Genomic DNA, 15,922 nt, shown 5'->3' with positions numbered 1-15,922 from the left:
GCCGGGCGGCCGCGGCACTCATGGAAGGCGATCGGTGCGGTCATCGGGTACTGCTTCGGCCCACCGGGGCCCAGCAGGGCGTATCGGCTGCCGCGCGCCCGGCTTGAGGCGGGGCGGCGGCGTCAAGCGCCGCCGCTGCCGGCCGATAAACAGGCAGCCCGACGGCCCCTGCCGCGGGATGCAGACCATGTCGACCTCACTTCCCGGGCCCCTCGAAGACGCCGCCGTCCAGCACGGCCGGCGGCTGGGCTTTGCACGCGCCAGCTACCGCGGGCGCATGGTGGGCCTGGCGCTGGGCTTCCTCACACTGGGCTGCGCCATGTGGCAGCAGGCGGCGCCCTGGTGGTTCTGGCTGGGGCCGGCGCTGCACGGCTTCCTCTGGCCGCACATTGGCTGGCGGCTGGCCCGCCGCGCGGCCGACCCGCATGCGGCCGAGCGCCGCAACATGGTGCTGGACCACCTGGCCGGCGGTGCATGGACGGTGGCCATCGGCTTCAGCGCCCTGCCCAGCCTGCTGATGCTGTCGATGATGAGCATGGACAGCGCCATCGCCGCCGGTGCCCGCCAGCTGCTTCGCGGCATGGCCGCCCATGCGGCCGGCATCGGCCTGGGCGTGCTGGCCTTCGGCTGGCGCTGGCACCCGGCCAGCACCATGCTGGACGTGCTGGCCTGCGCCCCGCTGCTGCTGCTGCATCCGGCCGCGGTGGGCATCACCGCCCACCGCCTGCTGGCCAAGCTGCAGGCGCAGCGGGAACACCTGGCCCGGCTGGGCCGCCACGATGCGCTGTCAGGCCTGTTCAACCGCGCGCACTGGATGGCGCTGGTGGAGACGGAGTTCCGGCGCTTCGGCCGCGGCGGCCCGGTGGCCACGCTGGTGCTGGTGGACATCGACCACTTCAAGCGCATCAACGACAGCCGGGGCCATGCCGCCGGCGACCAGGCCATCCAGCGCTTCGCGGCGCTGCTGCGGCTGGGGCTGCGCGGCATCGACATGCCGGCCCGCTACGGCGGCGAGGAATTCGGCGTGCTGCTGCCCGGCACCGATGCGGCCCAGGCGCGCGAGGTGATGGAGCGGCTGCGCCTGTCGCTGCACCGCCATCCGCTGCTGGACGACCAGCCGGTGACGGCCAGCTTCGGCGTGGTGGCGCTGGACCGCCACGTGCGCGATACGGCCGACTGGATACAGCGCGCCGACCGCCTGCTGTACCGCGCCAAGCACCTGGGCCGCGACCGCGTGGTGGTGGCCGGCGAGCCGATGGACCACGGGGCCGAAGCCCCGTCTTCGTCCTTCCTCGCCTCGCGCTTCGGTCAGTGGCCGGAGGCGGTGGCCGCACCCAGGCCGGTTTCCGAGCGCACCCGCTGAGCCGGGAAGGCATCGCGCTCCCGCGCGGCCTGGGCGCTGCGGTCCAGCAGCGAGAACAGCCAGATGCCGACGAAGCCGATGGTCATGGAGAACAGCGCGGGCGAGGCGTAGGGGAACAGCGCCGAGCCCTTGGGATTGCCCAGCGTCACCTCCCACACCGAAGGCGACACCACCGTCAGGCCCACCGAGGACACCAGCCCCAGGAAGCCGCCGATCACCGCGCCGCGGGTGGTGCAGTCCTTCCACAGCACGCTCATGAACAGCACCGGAAAGTTGGCCGAGGCCGCGATGGCGAAGGCCAGCGACACCATGAAGGCGATGTTCTGCTTCTCGAACGCGATGCCCAGCACCACCGCCACCACGCCCAGCGCCAGCGTGGTGATGCGCGAGACGCGCAGCTCCGCCTTGCTGTCGGCATTGCCCTTCTTGAACACGGTGGCATACAGGTCGTGCGACACCGCCGACGCACCCGACAGCGTCAGCCCGGCCACCACCGCCAGGATGGTGGCGAAGGCCACCGCCGAGATGAAGCCGTAGAACACATTGCCGCCCACCGCCTTGGCCACCAGCACCGCCGCCATGTTGGAAGCACCGGCCCCGCCGTGGATCACGCCGGTGGCGACGTCCGCGAACTCGGGGTTGGTCAGCACCAGGGTGATGGCGCCGAAGCCGATGATGAAGATCAGCACGTAGAAGTAGCCGATCCAGGTGGTGGCCCAGAACACGCTCTTGCGGGCCTCCTTGGCATCGGGCACGGTGAAGAAGCGCATCAGGATGTGCGGCAGGCCGGCGGTGCCGAACATCAGCGCCATGCCGAAGCTGATGGCGCTGATCGGGTCCTTCACGAAGCCGCCCGGGCCCATGATGGCCTCGCCGATGGTGGCGGCCTCCTGCGGCGCCTTGCCGGCGTTGGTGGCGAAGGTGGTGCGGATGTCCACCGCCCGCGAGAACAGCCGCTCCGGGCTGAAGCCGAACTGGCTCAGCACCATGAAGGCCATGAAGGTGACGCCCGACAGCAGCAGCACCGCCTTGATGATCTGCACCCAGGTGGTGGCCGTCATGCCACCGAACAGCACGTACAGCATCATCAGCGCGCCGACGATGACCACCGCCATCCAGTAGTCCAGCCCGAACAGCAGCTTGATGAGCTGCCCCGCGCCCACCATCTGCGCGATCAGGTAGAAGGCCACCACCACCAGCGTGCCCGAGGCCGCGAAGGCGCGGATGGGCGTCTGCTGGAAGCGGTAGCCGGCCACGTCGGCGAAGGTGAACTTGCCCAGGTTGCGCAGCCGCTCGGCCATCAGGAAGGTGAGGATGGGCCAGCCCACCAGGAAGCCGATGGAGTAGATGAGGCCGTCGTAGCCGGTGGCCATCACCGCGGCCGAGATGCCCAGGAACGAGGCCGCCGACATGTAGTCGCCTGCGATGGCCAGGCCGTTCTGGAAGCCGGTGATGCCGCCGCCGGCGGTGTAGAAGTCGGCCGCCGAATGGGTGCGCGACGCAGCCCACTTGGTGATCCACAGCGTGCCCATCACGAACACCGAGAACATGCCGATGGCGATCCAGTTGGTGGGCTGCTTGGCGGCCTGGCCCACGTCGCCCCCGGCGGCCAGGGCGGCCGGCACGCAGATCGCCAGCAGCAGCGCCGCCAGGGTGCGGGAGGTGCTGCGGTTCATCGTGCCACCTCCTTCATCAGCTCGGCGGTGAGCCGGTCGTACACGTTGTTGGCGCGGCGCACGTACAGGCCGGTGATGACGATGGTGAAGACGATGACGCCCATGCCGATGGGGATGCCCAGCGTGGTGACGCCCGCGCCCAGCGGCTGCGCCAGGAAGGGCTTGTTGAAGGCGATGAGCGCGATGTAACCGTAGTACACGGCCAGCATCACCAGGGTGAGTATCCAGCCCAGGCCGCCGCGCTTGCGGCGCAGCTCGTGGTACTTGGGATGCGCCTCGATGCGCGCGACGAGCGGGTCGGTCATGGCTGTCTCCTTGTCTGCTGGAGTCCACTGTGCGCGCCCACGTTGACCGCCACCTTACGATGGCCGCAGGGCCGGCTTGAGCCAGGTCAAACCGATGTGAAGGAGGCTTGCCGATGAAGGTGGCCGTGTTCAGCACCCAGCGCTACGACCGCACGTTCCTGCAGCAGGCCAATGACGCGCTGCCGCGGCCGCATGCACTCACCTTCTTCGAAGCGCCGCTGGAACGCGAGACCGCAGCGCTGGCCGCGGGCTTCGGCGCGGTGTGCATCTTCGTCAACGACCATGCCGACGCGGCCGTGCTGCAGCAACTGGCGCACGGTGGCACGCGGCTGCTGGCGCTGCGCTGCACCGGCTTCAACAACGTGGACATCGATGCAGCGGCGGCCGCCGGCCTGCGCGTGGTGCGGGTGGCCGAGTACTCGCCGCATTCGGTGGCCGAGCATGCGGTGGCCCTGATCCTGGCGCTGGACCGCAAGATCCATCGCGCCTACAACCGCACCCGCGATGCCAACTTCGCGCTCGACGGACTGATGGGCTTCGACCTGCATGGCAAGACGGTGGGCGTGATCGGCACCGGCAAGATAGGCCGGGTGTTCGGCCGCATCATGGCCGGCTTCGGCTGCACGGTGCTGGGCCACGATCCCTGCCAGTCGCCCGACTTCATCGCGCAAGGCGGGCACTACGTCGCGCTGCACGAGCTGGTGGCGCGCTCGGACGTGATCAGCCTGCACTGCCCGCTGACACCCGACACCCACCATGTGATGGACGAGGCGCTGCTGGGCCGCATCAAGCACGGCGCGCTGCTGGTGAACACCAGCCGCGGCGGCCTGGTGGACACCGAGGCCGCCATCGAGGCGCTGAAGACCGGCCGCCTGGGCGGCCTGGGCATCGACGTCTACGAGCAGGAGGCGGGGCTGTTCTTCCGCGACCTGTCCAGCACCATCATCCCTGACGACGTGATCCAGCGGCTGACTTCCTTCCCCAACGTGATCGTCACCGGCCACCAGGCCTTCTTCACGCGGGAAGCGATGGGCACCATCTGCGCCACCACCATGGCCAGCATCAGCGCCTTCGAGGCCGGCCTGCCGCTGGCCGACGAGGTGCTGCCGCCTCAGAACCTGTGAATGAACCGGTCGCGACCGAGCGGCGCGACAGGGCGGCCTGGGTCTAGGCGCAAAGCGCAGCCATAGCTCGGGCTATGGCGAGCATTTGCAACGACGAACCGGGTCGTCAGGGCGCGACGAGCGGGCGTGAGTGGTTCGTTCACAGGTTCTCAGCCCTGAAGCGTGAGCCGCACTGCCGGCAGGCCGGCGATGTCGCCCAGCACCAGCGCGCCCTGCGCAGGCACCGGCACCAGGCCCACGTAGGAGCCGGTGGTCACCACCGTGCCCGCCGGCAGCCGCAGGCCGCGCCGCGCCACGTGGCGCACCAGCCAGGGCAGCAGCCGCAGCGGATTGCCCGCCGGGTTGTGGCCGGGCAGGCCCGGCAGCGGCCGGCCGTCCAGGCTGAGGGACAGCACCGGATCGGTGAGCGAGCGGCCGCGGTCGAAGGCCACCGGCTCGGCCACCACCAGCGCTCCATGGAACATCAGGTCGGCGTGGGCCAGCAGCGGCGGCGGCACCACGCCTTCGGCAAAGCGGCTGGCCACCACCTCGATGCTGGCGGCCATGCGGTCGATGGCCGACAGCACCTCGGCATCGGCCAGCGACTCGTCGCCCGGCCCCATGTCGCGGGCGAAGAAGAAGGCCAGCTCCAGCTCCAGCCCCAGCAGGCGGCCGCCCGGCACGCAGCCGTCGCGCAGCGGCAGCACCGCCGCCCCGTGGTGCACCGCATCCGCCGGCAGCGGCGCCCCGGCGATGGGGCCGTCATGCGCCTTGGCACCCACCTTCCAGCCGCCCACGCCCTGGCCCAGCCGCGCGAGCAGCGCATGCTGCAGGTCGCAGGCCTGGGCCTCGTTGGCCGGCAGCGCGCCGGCGGGCAGCGTATCGAGCACGCGGCCCTGCATGCGGGCGTCGGCCAGCAGTTCGATCAGCGGCTGCATGGGCAGCTCAGCCCTTGAAGCCGCCATCGGCCAGGAAGGCCAGCTCTTCCGGCGTGCTCTCGCGGCCCAGCAGCCGGTTGCGGTGCGGGAAGCGGCCGAAGCGCTGCACGATGTCGTGGTGGCCCTGGCCATGGCGCGCATAGGGGTCGCCGAGCGCGCGGTTGAGGTCCAGCGACTGGCGCTGGTCGGGCATGTGCTCGGAGTGCATCAGCGGCAGGTAGCAGAACACCCGCAGCTCCGGCTCGATGTGGTGGTCGAAGCTGCGCTCCAGCAGCCCGCGCACGAAGTGGCGGGCCAGCGGGTCGGTGGCATACATGTGGGCGCTGCCGCGGAAGCAGTTGCGCGGGAACTGGTCCAGCAGCAGCATCAGCGCCAGCGCGCCTTGCGGCGTGTCGGCCCAGGCGTCCAGCTCGCGGCGCGCGGCGGCGAAGTGCGCCTCGGTGAAGCGCTCGCGGAACTGCTGGTCGAAGGCATCGTTCTTGGCGAACCAGCGGTCGGCGCCGGCTTCACGCCAGAAGCGGATCACATCGTCGGGCACGACAGCGGGCAGGGAGGCAATCGTCATGGCAGGTCTCGCAACGGGCTCGGCCCGAGTATCGGCGCTGCGCACGCCAGGGAATGTCTGGGGGAATCCGCCGCGCGCTTGCGCTTATGTTGCGCGGATGTACGCCTTGCCTGCGCACCCCGCCCGATGACACCCGACCCCACCGCTCCCTCCCCCGCGCCGCATGGCGGCAGCCCGTTCGAGATACCGCTGCATCCGCTGCGCTTCACCGACCCGCCGCAGTGGCTGCTGCGCGGCCTGCAGGACTTCCTGCGGGCGCCGGCCATCGGCCTGTTCTTCGGCGGCTGCTTCGTGGCCATGGGCTGGGCGCTGATGAAGGTCTTCCAGTCCGCGCCGGCCTATGTGCTGGCGCTGTCGGCTGGCTTCCTGCTGATGGGGCCGCTGCTGTGCATGGGCCTGTACCGCGTGAGCCAGGCGCTGGAGCGCGGCGAGCAGCCCGACTTCGGCGATGCCCTGCTGGCCTGGACGGCCAAGCCCGGCGCGCTGGCGATCTTCGGCTTCGTGCTGCTGGTGCTGGAGATGCTGTGGGGCCGCGCGGCGCTGGTGATCTTCGCGGTGAGCTTCGACGGCATGCCCGACTTCCAGGGCTCGCTGGCCAAGCTGGTGGAGCCGGAGAACCTGGGCTTCATCGTCACCTATTGCGGCGTGGGCGCGGTGTTCGCGGGCCTGATCTATGCGGTCAGCGTGGTGGCCATCCCGATGATCCTGGACCGCCAGGTGGATGCCATCACCGCCGGCCTCACCAGCCTGCGGCTGGTGCTCACCCAGACCGGCGTGATGCTGTGGTGGGGCGCGCTCATCACCCTGCTGGTGGGCCTGGCGCTGCTGCCGTGGTTCCTGGGCCTGCTGGTGGTGGGCCCGGTGGTAGGCCATGCCACCTGGCATGCCTACCGCGCCGCCGTGGGCACCGCCCCGGACGCCGGCACAACAGGGATTGCCCGAACGTAGTTTCACCAACTGTCGCGCAGGCACGCTGCATCCCTACGCTTGCGGCCTCATAGCAGCACCTGCAGTCGAGGAGACAAGCGATGAACAAGACCCTGGGCACCGCCGTGGCGGTCACCCTGATCGGCGGCCTGGCCGGTTGCGGCAGCGACGACGGCCCCGAGCTGAACAAGCTGCCCGCCGGCTTCACGCAGCACAGCGTGACCGACTTCACCGCCACCACGCCGGGCACCGGCAGCACCGCGGCCACGCAGGACCTGCTGACCGGCGGCCTCGGCAAGGCCGGCCTGATGGTGGCCGCCCCGGCCTACGCCGACCCCGCCGCGCCCACCGCCGCCGAGCTGCGCCGCAATGCGCTGCACTCCAACTACCGCGGCCTGGTGGACTTCACCGCCAACGGCGGCTACGGCCGCTTCTACGGGCCCAACATCGATGCCAACGGCAACGACACCCTCGGTGCCGGCATGGTGCCGGGGCGCGAGTACGTGGCCTCGCTGGACGACGGCAGCGGCAACAAGCGCACCGTGGTGGCGGTGCAGGTGCCCGCCAGCTTCAACCCCGAGGCGCCCTGCCTGGTGCTGGCGCCGTCGTCGGGCTCGCGCGGCGTGTACGGCGCCATCGGCACGGCCGGCGAATGGGGCCTCAAGCGCGGCTGCGCCGTGGCGCTGACCGACGCCGGCAAGGGCATGGGCCTGTACGACCCCACCGACGACAGCGTGCACCAGGTGGACGGCACCCGCGCCAGCCGCAGCGTGGCCGGCGCGTTGTCGCACTTCGCCGCCGCGCTCAGCGACACGGCGCGCGCCGCCTTCAACAGCGCCTTTCCCAACCGGCTGGCGCTCAAGCATGCGCATTCGCAGCAGAACCCCGAGAAGGACTGGGGCAACGACACCCTGGCCGCCGGTCGCTATGCGATGTACGTGCTGAACGAGCAGTTCGGCCGCGCCGCCTGGGACGGCAGCGGCAAGGAGGTGCGCTTCACCCGCGACAACACGCTGGTGATCGCCGCTTCCGTGTCCAACGGCGGCGCCGCGGTACTGCGCGCGGCCGAGCAGGACGCCGACGGCCTGATCGACGGCGTGGTGGCCGGCGAGCCCAGCGCGCAGCCGTCCAGCACCACCGGCTATGGCGTCAGCGTGGGCGGCGTGGCGGTGCCCACCTTTGGCCGCCCGCTGTTCGACTACTTCACCCATGCCAACCTGTACCAGCCCTGCGCCTCGCTGGCGCCGGCTGCGGTGCTGGCCGAAGCCTCCACCTACAACACCATGGGTTCGCCCGCCTTCCGCGCGCTGGCGGCCAACCGCTGCAATGCACTGGCCGCACGCGGCCTGCTCACCGGCGCCACCACCGCCGAACAGGCGGCCGACGCGCTGGCCCGCCTGCGGGCCTACGGCTTCACCGCCGAGCACGACACGATGCACAACGCCCACTATGGGCTGGGCAACGCGGCCATCATCACCATGATGTATGCCAACGCCTACGGCCGCTTCTCGGTGGCCGACAACGTGTGCGGCCTGAGCGTGGCGGCCACCAGCCCCACCACCGGCGAGGTGGTGCCCGTGGCGGCCAACACCAAGGCCGCCAGCTATGCCGCGGGCAACGGCACCGCCAACGGCTCGCCGGCCAGCGTGGTCTACAACAACTCGGTGGGCGGGGCGCGGCAGTGGTCGTTCGGCGTATCGCCCACCAGCGGCACGGCCGACCTGTCGCTCGACTCCGCGCTGTGCCTGCGCTCGCTGGCGCTGGGCACCGACGTGGTGACCGGCGCTGCACTCACCGCCAGCAGCACGCCCACGCTGGCGCAGAGCCAGGCGGTGCGTGCCGGCGTGAACGAGGTGCTGCTGAACGGCAACCTGCGCGGCAAGCCCACGCTGATGGTGGGCGGGCGCAGCGATGCGCTGATCCCGGTCAACCACTCCGAGCGGGCCTACCTGGCCTTCAACCGGCTGACCGAAGGCGCCGGCAGCCCGCTGCGCTACATCGAGGTGACCAACGCCCAGCACTTCGACGGCTTCCTGCCCTTCCCCGGCTTCGACAACCGCTTCGTGCCGCTGCATGTGTACTTCATCGCGGCGATGGATGCGATGTGGGCCAAGCTGAAGAACGGCACCGAGCTGCCGCCCAGCCAGGTGGTGCGTGCCACGCCGCGCGGCGGCCTGCCCGGCGCAGCACCGGCGCTGGCCGCGGCCAACCTGCCGGCCATTGCCACCACGCCAGCGGCGGCCGATGCCATCGGCTTTGCCGGCAGCACGGTCAACATCCCCCAGTAGCGCCTCCGGGGCCGCCGGCTTAAGGTGGCCTTCAGGTAGGGCGGCTTCAATGCGTCGGCGGCCATTTCCGGCCGCCGATGCCTTCCAAGGAGCCACCCACCATGTTCAAGCTCACCGCCTCCACCCTGCTGGCCCTGGCCCTGCCGCTGCTGGGCGGCAACGCCACCGCCGGCCCCACTTGCCAGGCGCCGAAGGCGCAGTGGATGAAGGAAGCCGACTTCAAGGCCAAGCTGCAGGCCGAGGGCTACCGCATCAAGACCTTCAAGGTGACCAAGGGCCAGTGCTACGAGATCTACGGCCACGACAAGGCCGGCAAGAAGGTGGAGATCTACTTCGACCCGGTGACCGCCGCGGTGCTGGAAAGCAAGTGAACCCGTCGCCGCGCGACGCTGCCGGCGCGGTGCGGGTCTGGGACCGCTTCGTGCGGTGCTTCCACTGGTCGCTGGTGGCCTGCGTGCTGCTGAACCTGTGGGTGCTGGAAGAAGGCGAGACCGCCCACCGCTGGGCCGGCTACCTGGCCACCGGCCTGGTGATCGCGCGCATCGCCTGGGGCTTCGTGGGCAGCACCCATGCACGCTTCTCCAGCTTCTGGCCCACGCCGCGCCGGCTGGCCGAGCACCTGCGCGAAATGCGGGCAGGCCGCCCGCCGGTGCATGCCGGCCACAACCCGCTGGGCGCGCTGATGATGCTGGCGCTGATGGCGCTGGTGCTGGCGCTGGGCTTCACCGGCTGGTTGCAGGGCACCGATGCCTTCTGGGGCGACGAGACCGTGGCCGAATGGCATGAGGTCCTGGCCGACATGCTGATGGTGCTGGCCGGCGTGCATGCCGCGGCCGCGCTGGTGATGGGCCGCATCGAGCGCGTGCGGCTGGTGCGTGCGATGGTCACCGGCGTCAAGGTGCGCTGGTGACGGTGGCCGGTGCCGCGCCCCGGCGCGCGCCGGCCGGCAGCGCCAGTGCCACGCAATTGCGGCCGTCGCGCTTGGCGGCGTAGAGCTGCTCGTCCACGGTGCGCAGCAGGGTTTCCAGGTCGGTGCCGGGCTGGGCCGGCTCGCAGTCGGCCACGCCGAAGCTGGCCGTCAGCCGCAGGGCCACGCTGCCCGCCATCACCGGCTGCAATTCCACCCGCTGGCGCATGCGCTCGGCCAGCGCATGCGCATGGGCCAGGCCGGTGTCGGGCAGCAGCAGCACGAACTCCTCGCCGCCCCAGCGGGCCAGCACGTCGCCCAGCCGGCAGGAGGACGCCAGCAGGGCCGACAGCGCCACCAGCGCGCAATCGCCGGCCGCATGGCCGTGGCGGTCGTTCACCTGCTTGAAGTGGTCCAGGTCCAGCATCACCACCGACAGCCGCACCCCGGACGTGGCCGCGGCCTGCTGCCAGCGCACCTGGGCCTGCTGAATGAAGCCGCGGCGGTTGTTCAGGCCGGTGAGCGGATCCCGCCGCGCGAGGTCGCGCGCCTGCACGCTGTCGCGCTGGTGGCGGCGCAGCCGCAGGGCCAGCATCAGCGCCCAGATGGTGGCCTCCATCACCACGCCCAGCGCCACCGCGTGGTAGGTGAAGTGGTTGAAGGGCAGCCAGCCCAGCACCGCCGCGGTGGTGACGAAGGCCCCGGCAGCGCTGAAGGTCACCGCCGCCAGGAAGCTGCGGCCGGCGGCGATGCGCCGGCGCACCGCCAGCAGCCCCAGCAGCAGCATGCCCACCGAGAACAGCGTGGTGAAGCCGAAGGCCAGCCGCAAGGCCGCCAGCTGCTGGCCGGTGACGATGAACAGCAGCATGCCGGCCGCACCGGCCAGCTGCGCGGCCCGCAGCAGCCGGTCCACCCGCGGCGCGCGGCGCCCGAGGTCCAGCAGGTTGCGGGCGAACATCAGGCCGATGCAGCAGAAGCCCACCATCGTCACCAGGATCACGTAGCGGCCCACGCCTGGCGAGGAGGGCCACAGCCAGGCCTGGCCCAGACCGGTGTGGCACAGGTTGAGCACCAGGAAGCCGGCCACGTACACCACGTAGTCGAAGTAGCTGCGCTCGCGCAGCACCAGCCACAGCAGGCCGTAGCTGGTGATCAGCGCCAGCAGGAACCCGGCGAGCAGGCCCTGCGTGAGCGAGACCACGCGCTCGCGGTGCAGCACCGCCTCGGCCGGCAGCAGCTCGATGGGCAGCACCGAGGGGTCGGTGCTCTGCAGGCGCAGCAGCAGCATGCTGGGCCCGGGCGGCAGCACCAGCTCGAAGGCCAGGCCCTGCACCGGCACCAGGAAGCCGATGTTGCTGCGCTCGTCGCCCGCCTGCCATTGCTGCACCGGCTGGCCATGCTGCAGCAGGTGCACGTCCAGCCGGTCCAGCCAGCTGGTGCCGGTGAGCAGGCGGAAGGTCACCGGCTGGCTGCGCGGGTTGTGCAGCGGCAGCTGCACCCACACCGGCGGCGCACCCAGTCCATGGCTGAGCACCCGCTGCGTGGAAGGCCGGAAATCGCCCGCCGCCAGCCGGGCCAGGGCCTGCTGCAGCGTCAGGCCGTTGGTAGCCTCGGCCGGCTCGGCCAGCACCTGGGTGTGCAGGCCCAGGGGGCCGGCGGGCAATGCATCGAGCATGACCGGCGCCGGCATCGCCGACGTCGCTGCGGCGGCCGGGGCGCCGTGCAGCATGCAGGCCAGGCCAAGCACCCGCACCAGCCAGCGCATCCACAGCGCGCCGTGCAGCGGCAGCCGCTGCATCAGGCTGCCGAGGCCGCCACCGGCCGGCAGCCAGCCCGGCCATCGCCCTTGCCATCGCAGGTCGCCACTGTCACCCCACACGCCCGCGCGCCTTTCGCAGGCATCGCCGGCGGCCCCGTGCCGCGCTCGCCGCGATGCTGGGCGCGGATTGTGGCGTGAGAGCCACGGTTGGTGAATGCTGACCTGGCACGTCGCGGAGGGCACGCGGCCCTTGCCTGTCGGCGCCCACCGACACCCGGCCGCGCCGCCTTCCCACGCGGTGGGGACGGGCCACCGCCGACCATCGTCTGCCCTGCTGTGCCGCCGCCAACCATGAGCCAACCCATCCACGTCCGTACGGGCCAGGCGCCCGACAAGCTCGACCGCGTGACCTTCCACCAGCGCTTCACGCGGCGCTTCTACGACCCCGCCTTCGCGCCGGAGCAGGAAGCCATCGCGCGGCTGGAGGAGATCGCCTGGCAGGCTTTCCAGGAGGGGCGCAAGGCGCCGATCAGCCGCCCGGCGGGCGAAGGCTTCAAGCACCCCGACTACGACACCTCGGTGGAATGGCTGGAAACACGCGACAAGCTGCAGCAGGCCGAGCGCCGCTGGCGCGACCCGGCCACGCGCGGCCGCGTGCTGCTCATCAACGCCAGCTCGCGCAACGACGGCACCTGCCCGGGCGAGATGTCCAAGACCTGGCGCCTGACCCAGCTGGCGCGCGAGGTCATCGAGCAGGCATCGATGGACACGGACGTGCTGGACCTGAGCCTGCTCACCTCGGAATACGGCCGCAGCATCCATCCCTGCAAGGGCTGCGTGGGCACCGCCATGCCGCTGTGCCACTGGCCCTGCAGCTGCTACCCCAACCACTCGCTGGACCAGGCCGACGACTGGATGAACGAGATCTACGAGCGCTGGACGCTGGCGCACGGCGTGATGATCCTGACGCCCACCTACTGGTACCAGTCGCCCAGCCCGTTGAAGCTGATGATCGACCGCATGGTGTGCGCCGACGGCGGCAACCCCGACGTGACCAGCACCCACGGCAAGAAGGCCGAGGAAGCCAAGGCCATCGAGCAGGCCGGCTGGCACTATCCCAAGCACCTGGCCGGCCGCGCCTACGGCGTGGTGGTGCATGGCGACGTGGCCGGCGTGGAGGCCCAGCGCCGCAACCTCACCGACTGGCTGGACTGGATGGGCCTGGTGGATGCCGGCAGCAAGGCCAGGCTGGACCGCTACATCGGCTACTACGAGCCCTACTGGAACAGCCACGACACGCTGGACGCGGACGAAGCCGTGCAGGAGGAAGTGCGCAACGCCGCGCGGGCCGTGGCCCGCGCCGTGACCGGCCTGCGCGATGGCTCGCTGCAGCCCGCCGACGCCGGGCTGCAGCAGCCGCGCGCCAAGTGACCGACCCGAACCCACATCAACGCAAGGAGACCTGAATGTCCGAGAAAACCGCGAGCGTGCACTGGGAAGCTGGGGGCCAGAAGGGCCAGGGCCGCATCAGCACCCAGACCGGCGCGCTGAACAACTATCCCTACGGCTTTTCCAGCCGCTTCGAGGACGACCGCCGCGGCACCAATCCCGAGGAGATCGTGGCGGCCGCCCATGCCGCCTGCTTCACCATGGCGTTTTCCTTCGCGTGCGACAAGGCCGGCTTTGCCACCGAGCAAGTGGACACCCGCGCCAACGTGCGGCTGGTCAAGGACGGCGACGGCTTCAAGATCGACCGCATCGCCCTGCAGCTCAGCGCCAGCGTGCCGGGCATCGACGAAGCGAAGTTCCAGGAGATCGCCGCGACCGCCAAGCGCGACTGCCCGCTGTCCAAGGCCCTGGCCAGCGTGCCCGAGATCACCCTGGAAGCCACGCTGCTGCAAGGCGGCGGCAGCGGGGGCGGGCAGCAGCGCTGAGCAGGCGGCCGCCGGGCGCGGCGCCGCACGCACTATGCTGCGGCGCTCTGCCACCGCCCTGCCCGGCCCATGACGTCCACCACAGCCCTGACGCCCCCCAACCTGCCCCTGTCCCCCATCGTGGCCGGCGCCTGGCGCATGGCCGACTGGGGCTTCGGGGTGCAGCAGCGGGTGGCCTGGATCGAGCAGTGCATCGAGCTGGGCATCACCAGCTTCGACCATGCCGACATCTACGGCAGCTACACGGTGGAGGCGCTGTTCGGCCAGGCCCTGGCCGCTTCGCCCGGGCTGCGCGAGCGCCTGCAGATCGTGGGCAAGTGCGGCATCAAGCTGGTGTCCGCGCAGCGGCCCGGCCATGCCGTCAAGTCGTACGACAGCTCGCGGGCCCACGTGGTGGCGTCGGTGGACGCCTCGCTGCAGGCGCTGCACACCGACCGGCTGGACCTCCTGCTGATCCACCGCCCCGACCTGCTGATGGACCCCGACGAGCTGGCTGACACCTTCCGCAGCCTGCAGGCCGCGGGCAAGGTGCTGCAGTTCGGCGTGAGCAACCACAGCCCCGCCGAGCTGGCGATGCTGCACCGGCGCTTTCCGCTGGCCACGCACCAGGTGGAGCTGTCCGCCTTGCAGATGGGCGCGCTGGCCGACGGCACGCTGGCGCAGTGCACCGACCTCGGCCTGCGGCCGATGGTCTGGTCGCCGCTGGGCGGCGGCCGCCTGTTCACCGGGCAGGATGCCCAGGCCCAGCGCGTGCGCGGCGTGCTGCAGGCGCTGGCGGAGCAGCATGGCGTGGGCATGGCCACCATCGCCCATGCCTGGATCCTGCGGCATCCGTCGCGGCCGCTGCCGATCGCCGGCTCCAGCCGCATCGCCGCCATGCAGGAAGCCGTGGCCGCGCTGTCGCTGCGCCTGAGTGCCGAGGACTGGTACCGCGTGTGGCAGGCCAGCATGGGCCACGAGGTGCCCTGATGCCGCAGCCGCCCGACGACGAGCGCACGCAGCTCATCCCGCGGCGGGATGCGGATGCGGCGCTGCCGCCGAGCACGCGGCTGGACGAGCTGCGCATCGACGGCGTGATGGGCCAGGGCGGCTACAGCATCGTCTACCGCGCCACCGACCTGCGGCTGGGCCACACCTGGGCGGTGAAGGAGTACATGCCGGCCACCGTGGCCCAGCGCGATGCCAACGGCGTGGTGCATGCGCGCTCGGCCCGGCACCTGCCCACCTTCCGGCACGGCCTGCGCAGCTTCTTCGACGAGGCGCGCATGCTGGCGGCGTTCGACCATCCCGCGCTCATCAAGATCCACCGCGTGTGGGCCGACAACGGCACCGCCTACATGCTGATGCCGCTGGTGCAGGGCATCACGCTGCATGACGCGCTGCGCCGTGCACCCGCCGGCCCGCCCGAGCCCTGGCTGCGCCGGCTGGCCACCGAGCTGGCCCAGGCGCTGGCCGTGCTGCACGAGCGGCAGTGCCTGCACCGCGACGTGGCGCCCGACAACATCCTGCTGCAGCACGATGCCGCGGCCGGCAGCCCGTTCGATGGGCTGCCGCGCCCGCTGCTGCTGGACTTCGGATCAGCCCGCCGCGTGGTGGGCGATGCCACGCAGGCCCTGACCGCGCTGCTGAAGACGGGGTACTCGCCGGTGGAACAGTACGAAGGCGAGGCTTCGCGCCGCCAGGGCCCGTGGACCGACGTGTATGCCCTGAGCGCGGTGCTGTGGAGCTGCATCGCGCTGCGTGCGCCGCCTTCTGCCGTAGCCCGCGCGGTGAAGGATGAGATGGAGCCGGCCAGCCGCGCCGGCGCCGGCCGCTATGCCGACGAGTTGCTGGCAGCCATCGACGCCGGCCTGGCCGTGCGCCCCGAGGACCGACCGCAGGACATGGCCGCACTGCAGCAGCGCCTGAGCGGCAGCTTCCCGAAGACGGTCATGGTGGCGCGCAAGCCGGCACCGCCTCGCGCCGCCGCGGCCTCGCCAGCCACCGCGCAGCAGCCGGAGCGGCCGCCTCCGCCTCCGCCTCCGCCTGCGCCTGCGCCCCCGCCCGCGGCGCGACCCCGGCTGCTGCCGCTGGGTGCGGCACTGGCCGCGCTCGGCGCGCTGCTGGCGGCCGGGCTCTACTGGTGGCGTTGAGCGGCCCTCCTGCCCCTTTGTTCAC

The 15,922-nt window shown here is 71.4% G+C and carries 15 protein-coding genes; 10 read left to right on the top strand and 5 right to left on the bottom strand.

Features of this window, described 5'->3' with window-relative positions; translation table 11 throughout:
- Positions 1 to 187: 187 nt before the first annotated feature.
- The gene (locus LRS14_RS15140; protein ID WP_257800042.1) at positions 188 to 1,363 is read left to right on the top strand and encodes a sensor domain-containing diguanylate cyclase; all 1,176 of its coding nucleotides are present in this window, start codon (positions 188 to 190) and stop codon (positions 1,361 to 1,363) included.
- Here LRS14_RS15140 and LRS14_RS15135 read toward each other — a convergent pair.
- Complete coding sequence (locus tag LRS14_RS15135) at positions 1,309 to 3,039, bottom strand: cation acetate symporter (RefSeq protein ID WP_257800041.1); 1,731 nt, start codon at positions 3,037 to 3,039, stop codon at positions 1,309 to 1,311. The genes LRS14_RS15140 and LRS14_RS15135 overlap by 55 nt on opposite strands.
- Positions 3,036 to 3,344, bottom strand: coding sequence for a DUF485 domain-containing protein (locus LRS14_RS15130; protein WP_046110873.1), 309 nt, complete (start codon positions 3,342 to 3,344; stop codon positions 3,036 to 3,038). Before LRS14_RS15130 ends, LRS14_RS15135 begins: the two co-directional genes overlap by 4 nt.
- Before the next feature lie 113 nt (positions 3,345 to 3,457).
- Between LRS14_RS15130 and LRS14_RS15125 the strand changes: the two genes are divergently transcribed.
- Positions 3,458 to 4,468 carry a 2-hydroxyacid dehydrogenase gene (locus tag LRS14_RS15125; protein WP_257800040.1) on the top strand — a complete coding sequence of 337 codons (1,011 nt, stop codon included), beginning with the start codon at positions 3,458 to 3,460 and terminating at the stop codon, positions 4,466 to 4,468.
- A 149-nt stretch (positions 4,469 to 4,617) separates the two neighbouring features.
- On the opposite strand, the gene LRS14_RS15120 is transcribed toward LRS14_RS15125, so the two are convergent.
- Entirely contained in the window at positions 4,618 to 5,385 is a 768-nt protein-coding gene (locus LRS14_RS15120; protein WP_257800039.1) for a 2-keto-4-pentenoate hydratase, read from the bottom strand.
- A gap of 7 nt (positions 5,386 to 5,392) precedes the next feature.
- Positions 5,393 to 5,950, bottom strand: a complete 558-nt coding sequence (locus LRS14_RS15115; protein ID WP_046110870.1) for a DUF924 family protein — start codon at positions 5,948 to 5,950, stop codon at positions 5,393 to 5,395.
- Positions 5,951 to 6,076: 126 nt separating this feature from the next.
- Here LRS14_RS15115 and LRS14_RS15110 point away from each other — a divergent pair, with 126 nt between their 5' ends.
- From LRS14_RS15110 to LRS14_RS15095, 4 genes are all read left to right on the top strand, one after another.
- Complete coding sequence (locus tag LRS14_RS15110; RefSeq protein WP_257800038.1) at positions 6,077 to 6,898, top strand: DUF2189 domain-containing protein; 822 nt, start codon at positions 6,077 to 6,079, stop codon at positions 6,896 to 6,898.
- A gap of 80 nt (positions 6,899 to 6,978) precedes the next feature.
- Complete coding sequence (locus tag LRS14_RS15105) at positions 6,979 to 9,165, top strand: D-(-)-3-hydroxybutyrate oligomer hydrolase (RefSeq protein ID WP_257800037.1); 2,187 nt, start codon at positions 6,979 to 6,981, stop codon at positions 9,163 to 9,165.
- A 101-nt stretch (positions 9,166 to 9,266) separates the two neighbouring features.
- Positions 9,267 to 9,536, top strand: coding sequence for a PepSY domain-containing protein (locus LRS14_RS15100; RefSeq protein WP_046111195.1), 270 nt, complete (start codon positions 9,267 to 9,269; stop codon positions 9,534 to 9,536).
- Complete coding sequence (locus LRS14_RS15095) at positions 9,533 to 10,075, top strand: cytochrome b/b6 domain-containing protein (protein WP_257800036.1); 543 nt, start codon at positions 9,533 to 9,535, stop codon at positions 10,073 to 10,075. Before LRS14_RS15100 ends, LRS14_RS15095 begins: the two co-directional genes overlap by 4 nt.
- Here the strand turns inward: LRS14_RS15095 and LRS14_RS15090 are convergent.
- Positions 10,059 to 11,951, bottom strand: coding sequence for a diguanylate cyclase (locus LRS14_RS15090; protein WP_257800035.1), 1,893 nt, complete (start codon positions 11,949 to 11,951; stop codon positions 10,059 to 10,061). The two genes, LRS14_RS15095 and LRS14_RS15090, sit on opposite strands and share 17 nt — an antisense overlap.
- 231 nt (positions 11,952 to 12,182) lie before the next feature.
- Here LRS14_RS15090 and LRS14_RS15085 point away from each other — a divergent pair, with 231 nt between their 5' ends.
- From LRS14_RS15085 to LRS14_RS15070, 4 genes are all read left to right on the top strand, one after another.
- The gene (locus LRS14_RS15085) at positions 12,183 to 13,262 is read left to right on the top strand and encodes a flavodoxin family protein (RefSeq protein ID WP_046110867.1); all 1,080 of its coding nucleotides are present in this window, start codon (positions 12,183 to 12,185) and stop codon (positions 13,260 to 13,262) included.
- A 35-nt stretch (positions 13,263 to 13,297) separates the two neighbouring features.
- Complete coding sequence (locus LRS14_RS15080) at positions 13,298 to 13,765, top strand: OsmC family protein (RefSeq protein WP_257800034.1); 468 nt, start codon at positions 13,298 to 13,300, stop codon at positions 13,763 to 13,765.
- Between the two features lie 69 nt (positions 13,766 to 13,834).
- Positions 13,835 to 14,734: an aldo/keto reductase family oxidoreductase gene (locus tag LRS14_RS15075; protein WP_257800033.1), complete on the top strand. Its 900-nt coding sequence runs from the start codon at positions 13,835 to 13,837 to the stop codon at positions 14,732 to 14,734.
- Entirely contained in the window at positions 14,734 to 15,897 is a 1,164-nt protein-coding gene (locus LRS14_RS15070) for a serine/threonine-protein kinase (RefSeq protein WP_257800032.1), read from the top strand. The genes LRS14_RS15075 and LRS14_RS15070 overlap by 1 nt, the downstream gene beginning before the upstream one ends.
- Positions 15,898 to 15,922 lie beyond the last annotated feature (25 nt).

This window comes from Aquincola sp. J276 (genome assembly GCF_024700035.1).
GTDB lineage: Bacteria > Pseudomonadota > Gammaproteobacteria > Burkholderiales > Burkholderiaceae_C > Aquincola > Aquincola tertiaricarbonis.
This window is presented reverse-complemented; position numbering and strand designations above follow the sequence as displayed.

What these genes read in the sequence shown, in the direction of transcription:
- LRS14_RS15140 (WP_257800042.1), top strand. Translation starts at nt 188, where the DNA reads ATGTCGACCTCACTTCCCGGGCCCCTCGAAGACGCCGCCGTCCAGCAC.
- LRS14_RS15135 (WP_257800041.1), bottom strand. Translation starts at nt 3,039, where the DNA reads ATGAACCGCAGCACCTCCCGCACCCTGGCGGCGCTGCTGCTGGCGATC.
- LRS14_RS15130 (WP_046110873.1), bottom strand. Translation starts at nt 3,344, where the DNA reads ATGACCGACCCGCTCGTCGCGCGCATCGAGGCGCATCCCAAGTACCAC.
- LRS14_RS15125 (WP_257800040.1), top strand. Translation starts at nt 3,458, where the DNA reads ATGAAGGTGGCCGTGTTCAGCACCCAGCGCTACGACCGCACGTTCCTG.
- LRS14_RS15120 (WP_257800039.1), bottom strand. Translation starts at nt 5,385, where the DNA reads ATGCAGCCGCTGATCGAACTGCTGGCCGACGCCCGCATGCAGGGCCGC.
- LRS14_RS15115 (WP_046110870.1), bottom strand. Translation starts at nt 5,950, where the DNA reads ATGACGATTGCCTCCCTGCCCGCTGTCGTGCCCGACGATGTGATCCGC.
- LRS14_RS15110 (WP_257800038.1), top strand. Translation starts at nt 6,077, where the DNA reads ATGACACCCGACCCCACCGCTCCCTCCCCCGCGCCGCATGGCGGCAGC.
- LRS14_RS15105 (WP_257800037.1), top strand. Translation starts at nt 6,979, where the DNA reads ATGAACAAGACCCTGGGCACCGCCGTGGCGGTCACCCTGATCGGCGGC.
- LRS14_RS15100 (WP_046111195.1), top strand. Translation starts at nt 9,267, where the DNA reads ATGTTCAAGCTCACCGCCTCCACCCTGCTGGCCCTGGCCCTGCCGCTG.
- LRS14_RS15085 (WP_046110867.1), top strand. Translation starts at nt 12,183, where the DNA reads ATGAGCCAACCCATCCACGTCCGTACGGGCCAGGCGCCCGACAAGCTC.
- LRS14_RS15080 (WP_257800034.1), top strand. Translation starts at nt 13,298, where the DNA reads ATGTCCGAGAAAACCGCGAGCGTGCACTGGGAAGCTGGGGGCCAGAAG.
- LRS14_RS15075 (WP_257800033.1), top strand. Translation starts at nt 13,835, where the DNA reads ATGACGTCCACCACAGCCCTGACGCCCCCCAACCTGCCCCTGTCCCCC.
- LRS14_RS15070 (WP_257800032.1), top strand. Translation starts at nt 14,734, where the DNA reads ATGCCGCAGCCGCCCGACGACGAGCGCACGCAGCTCATCCCGCGGCGG.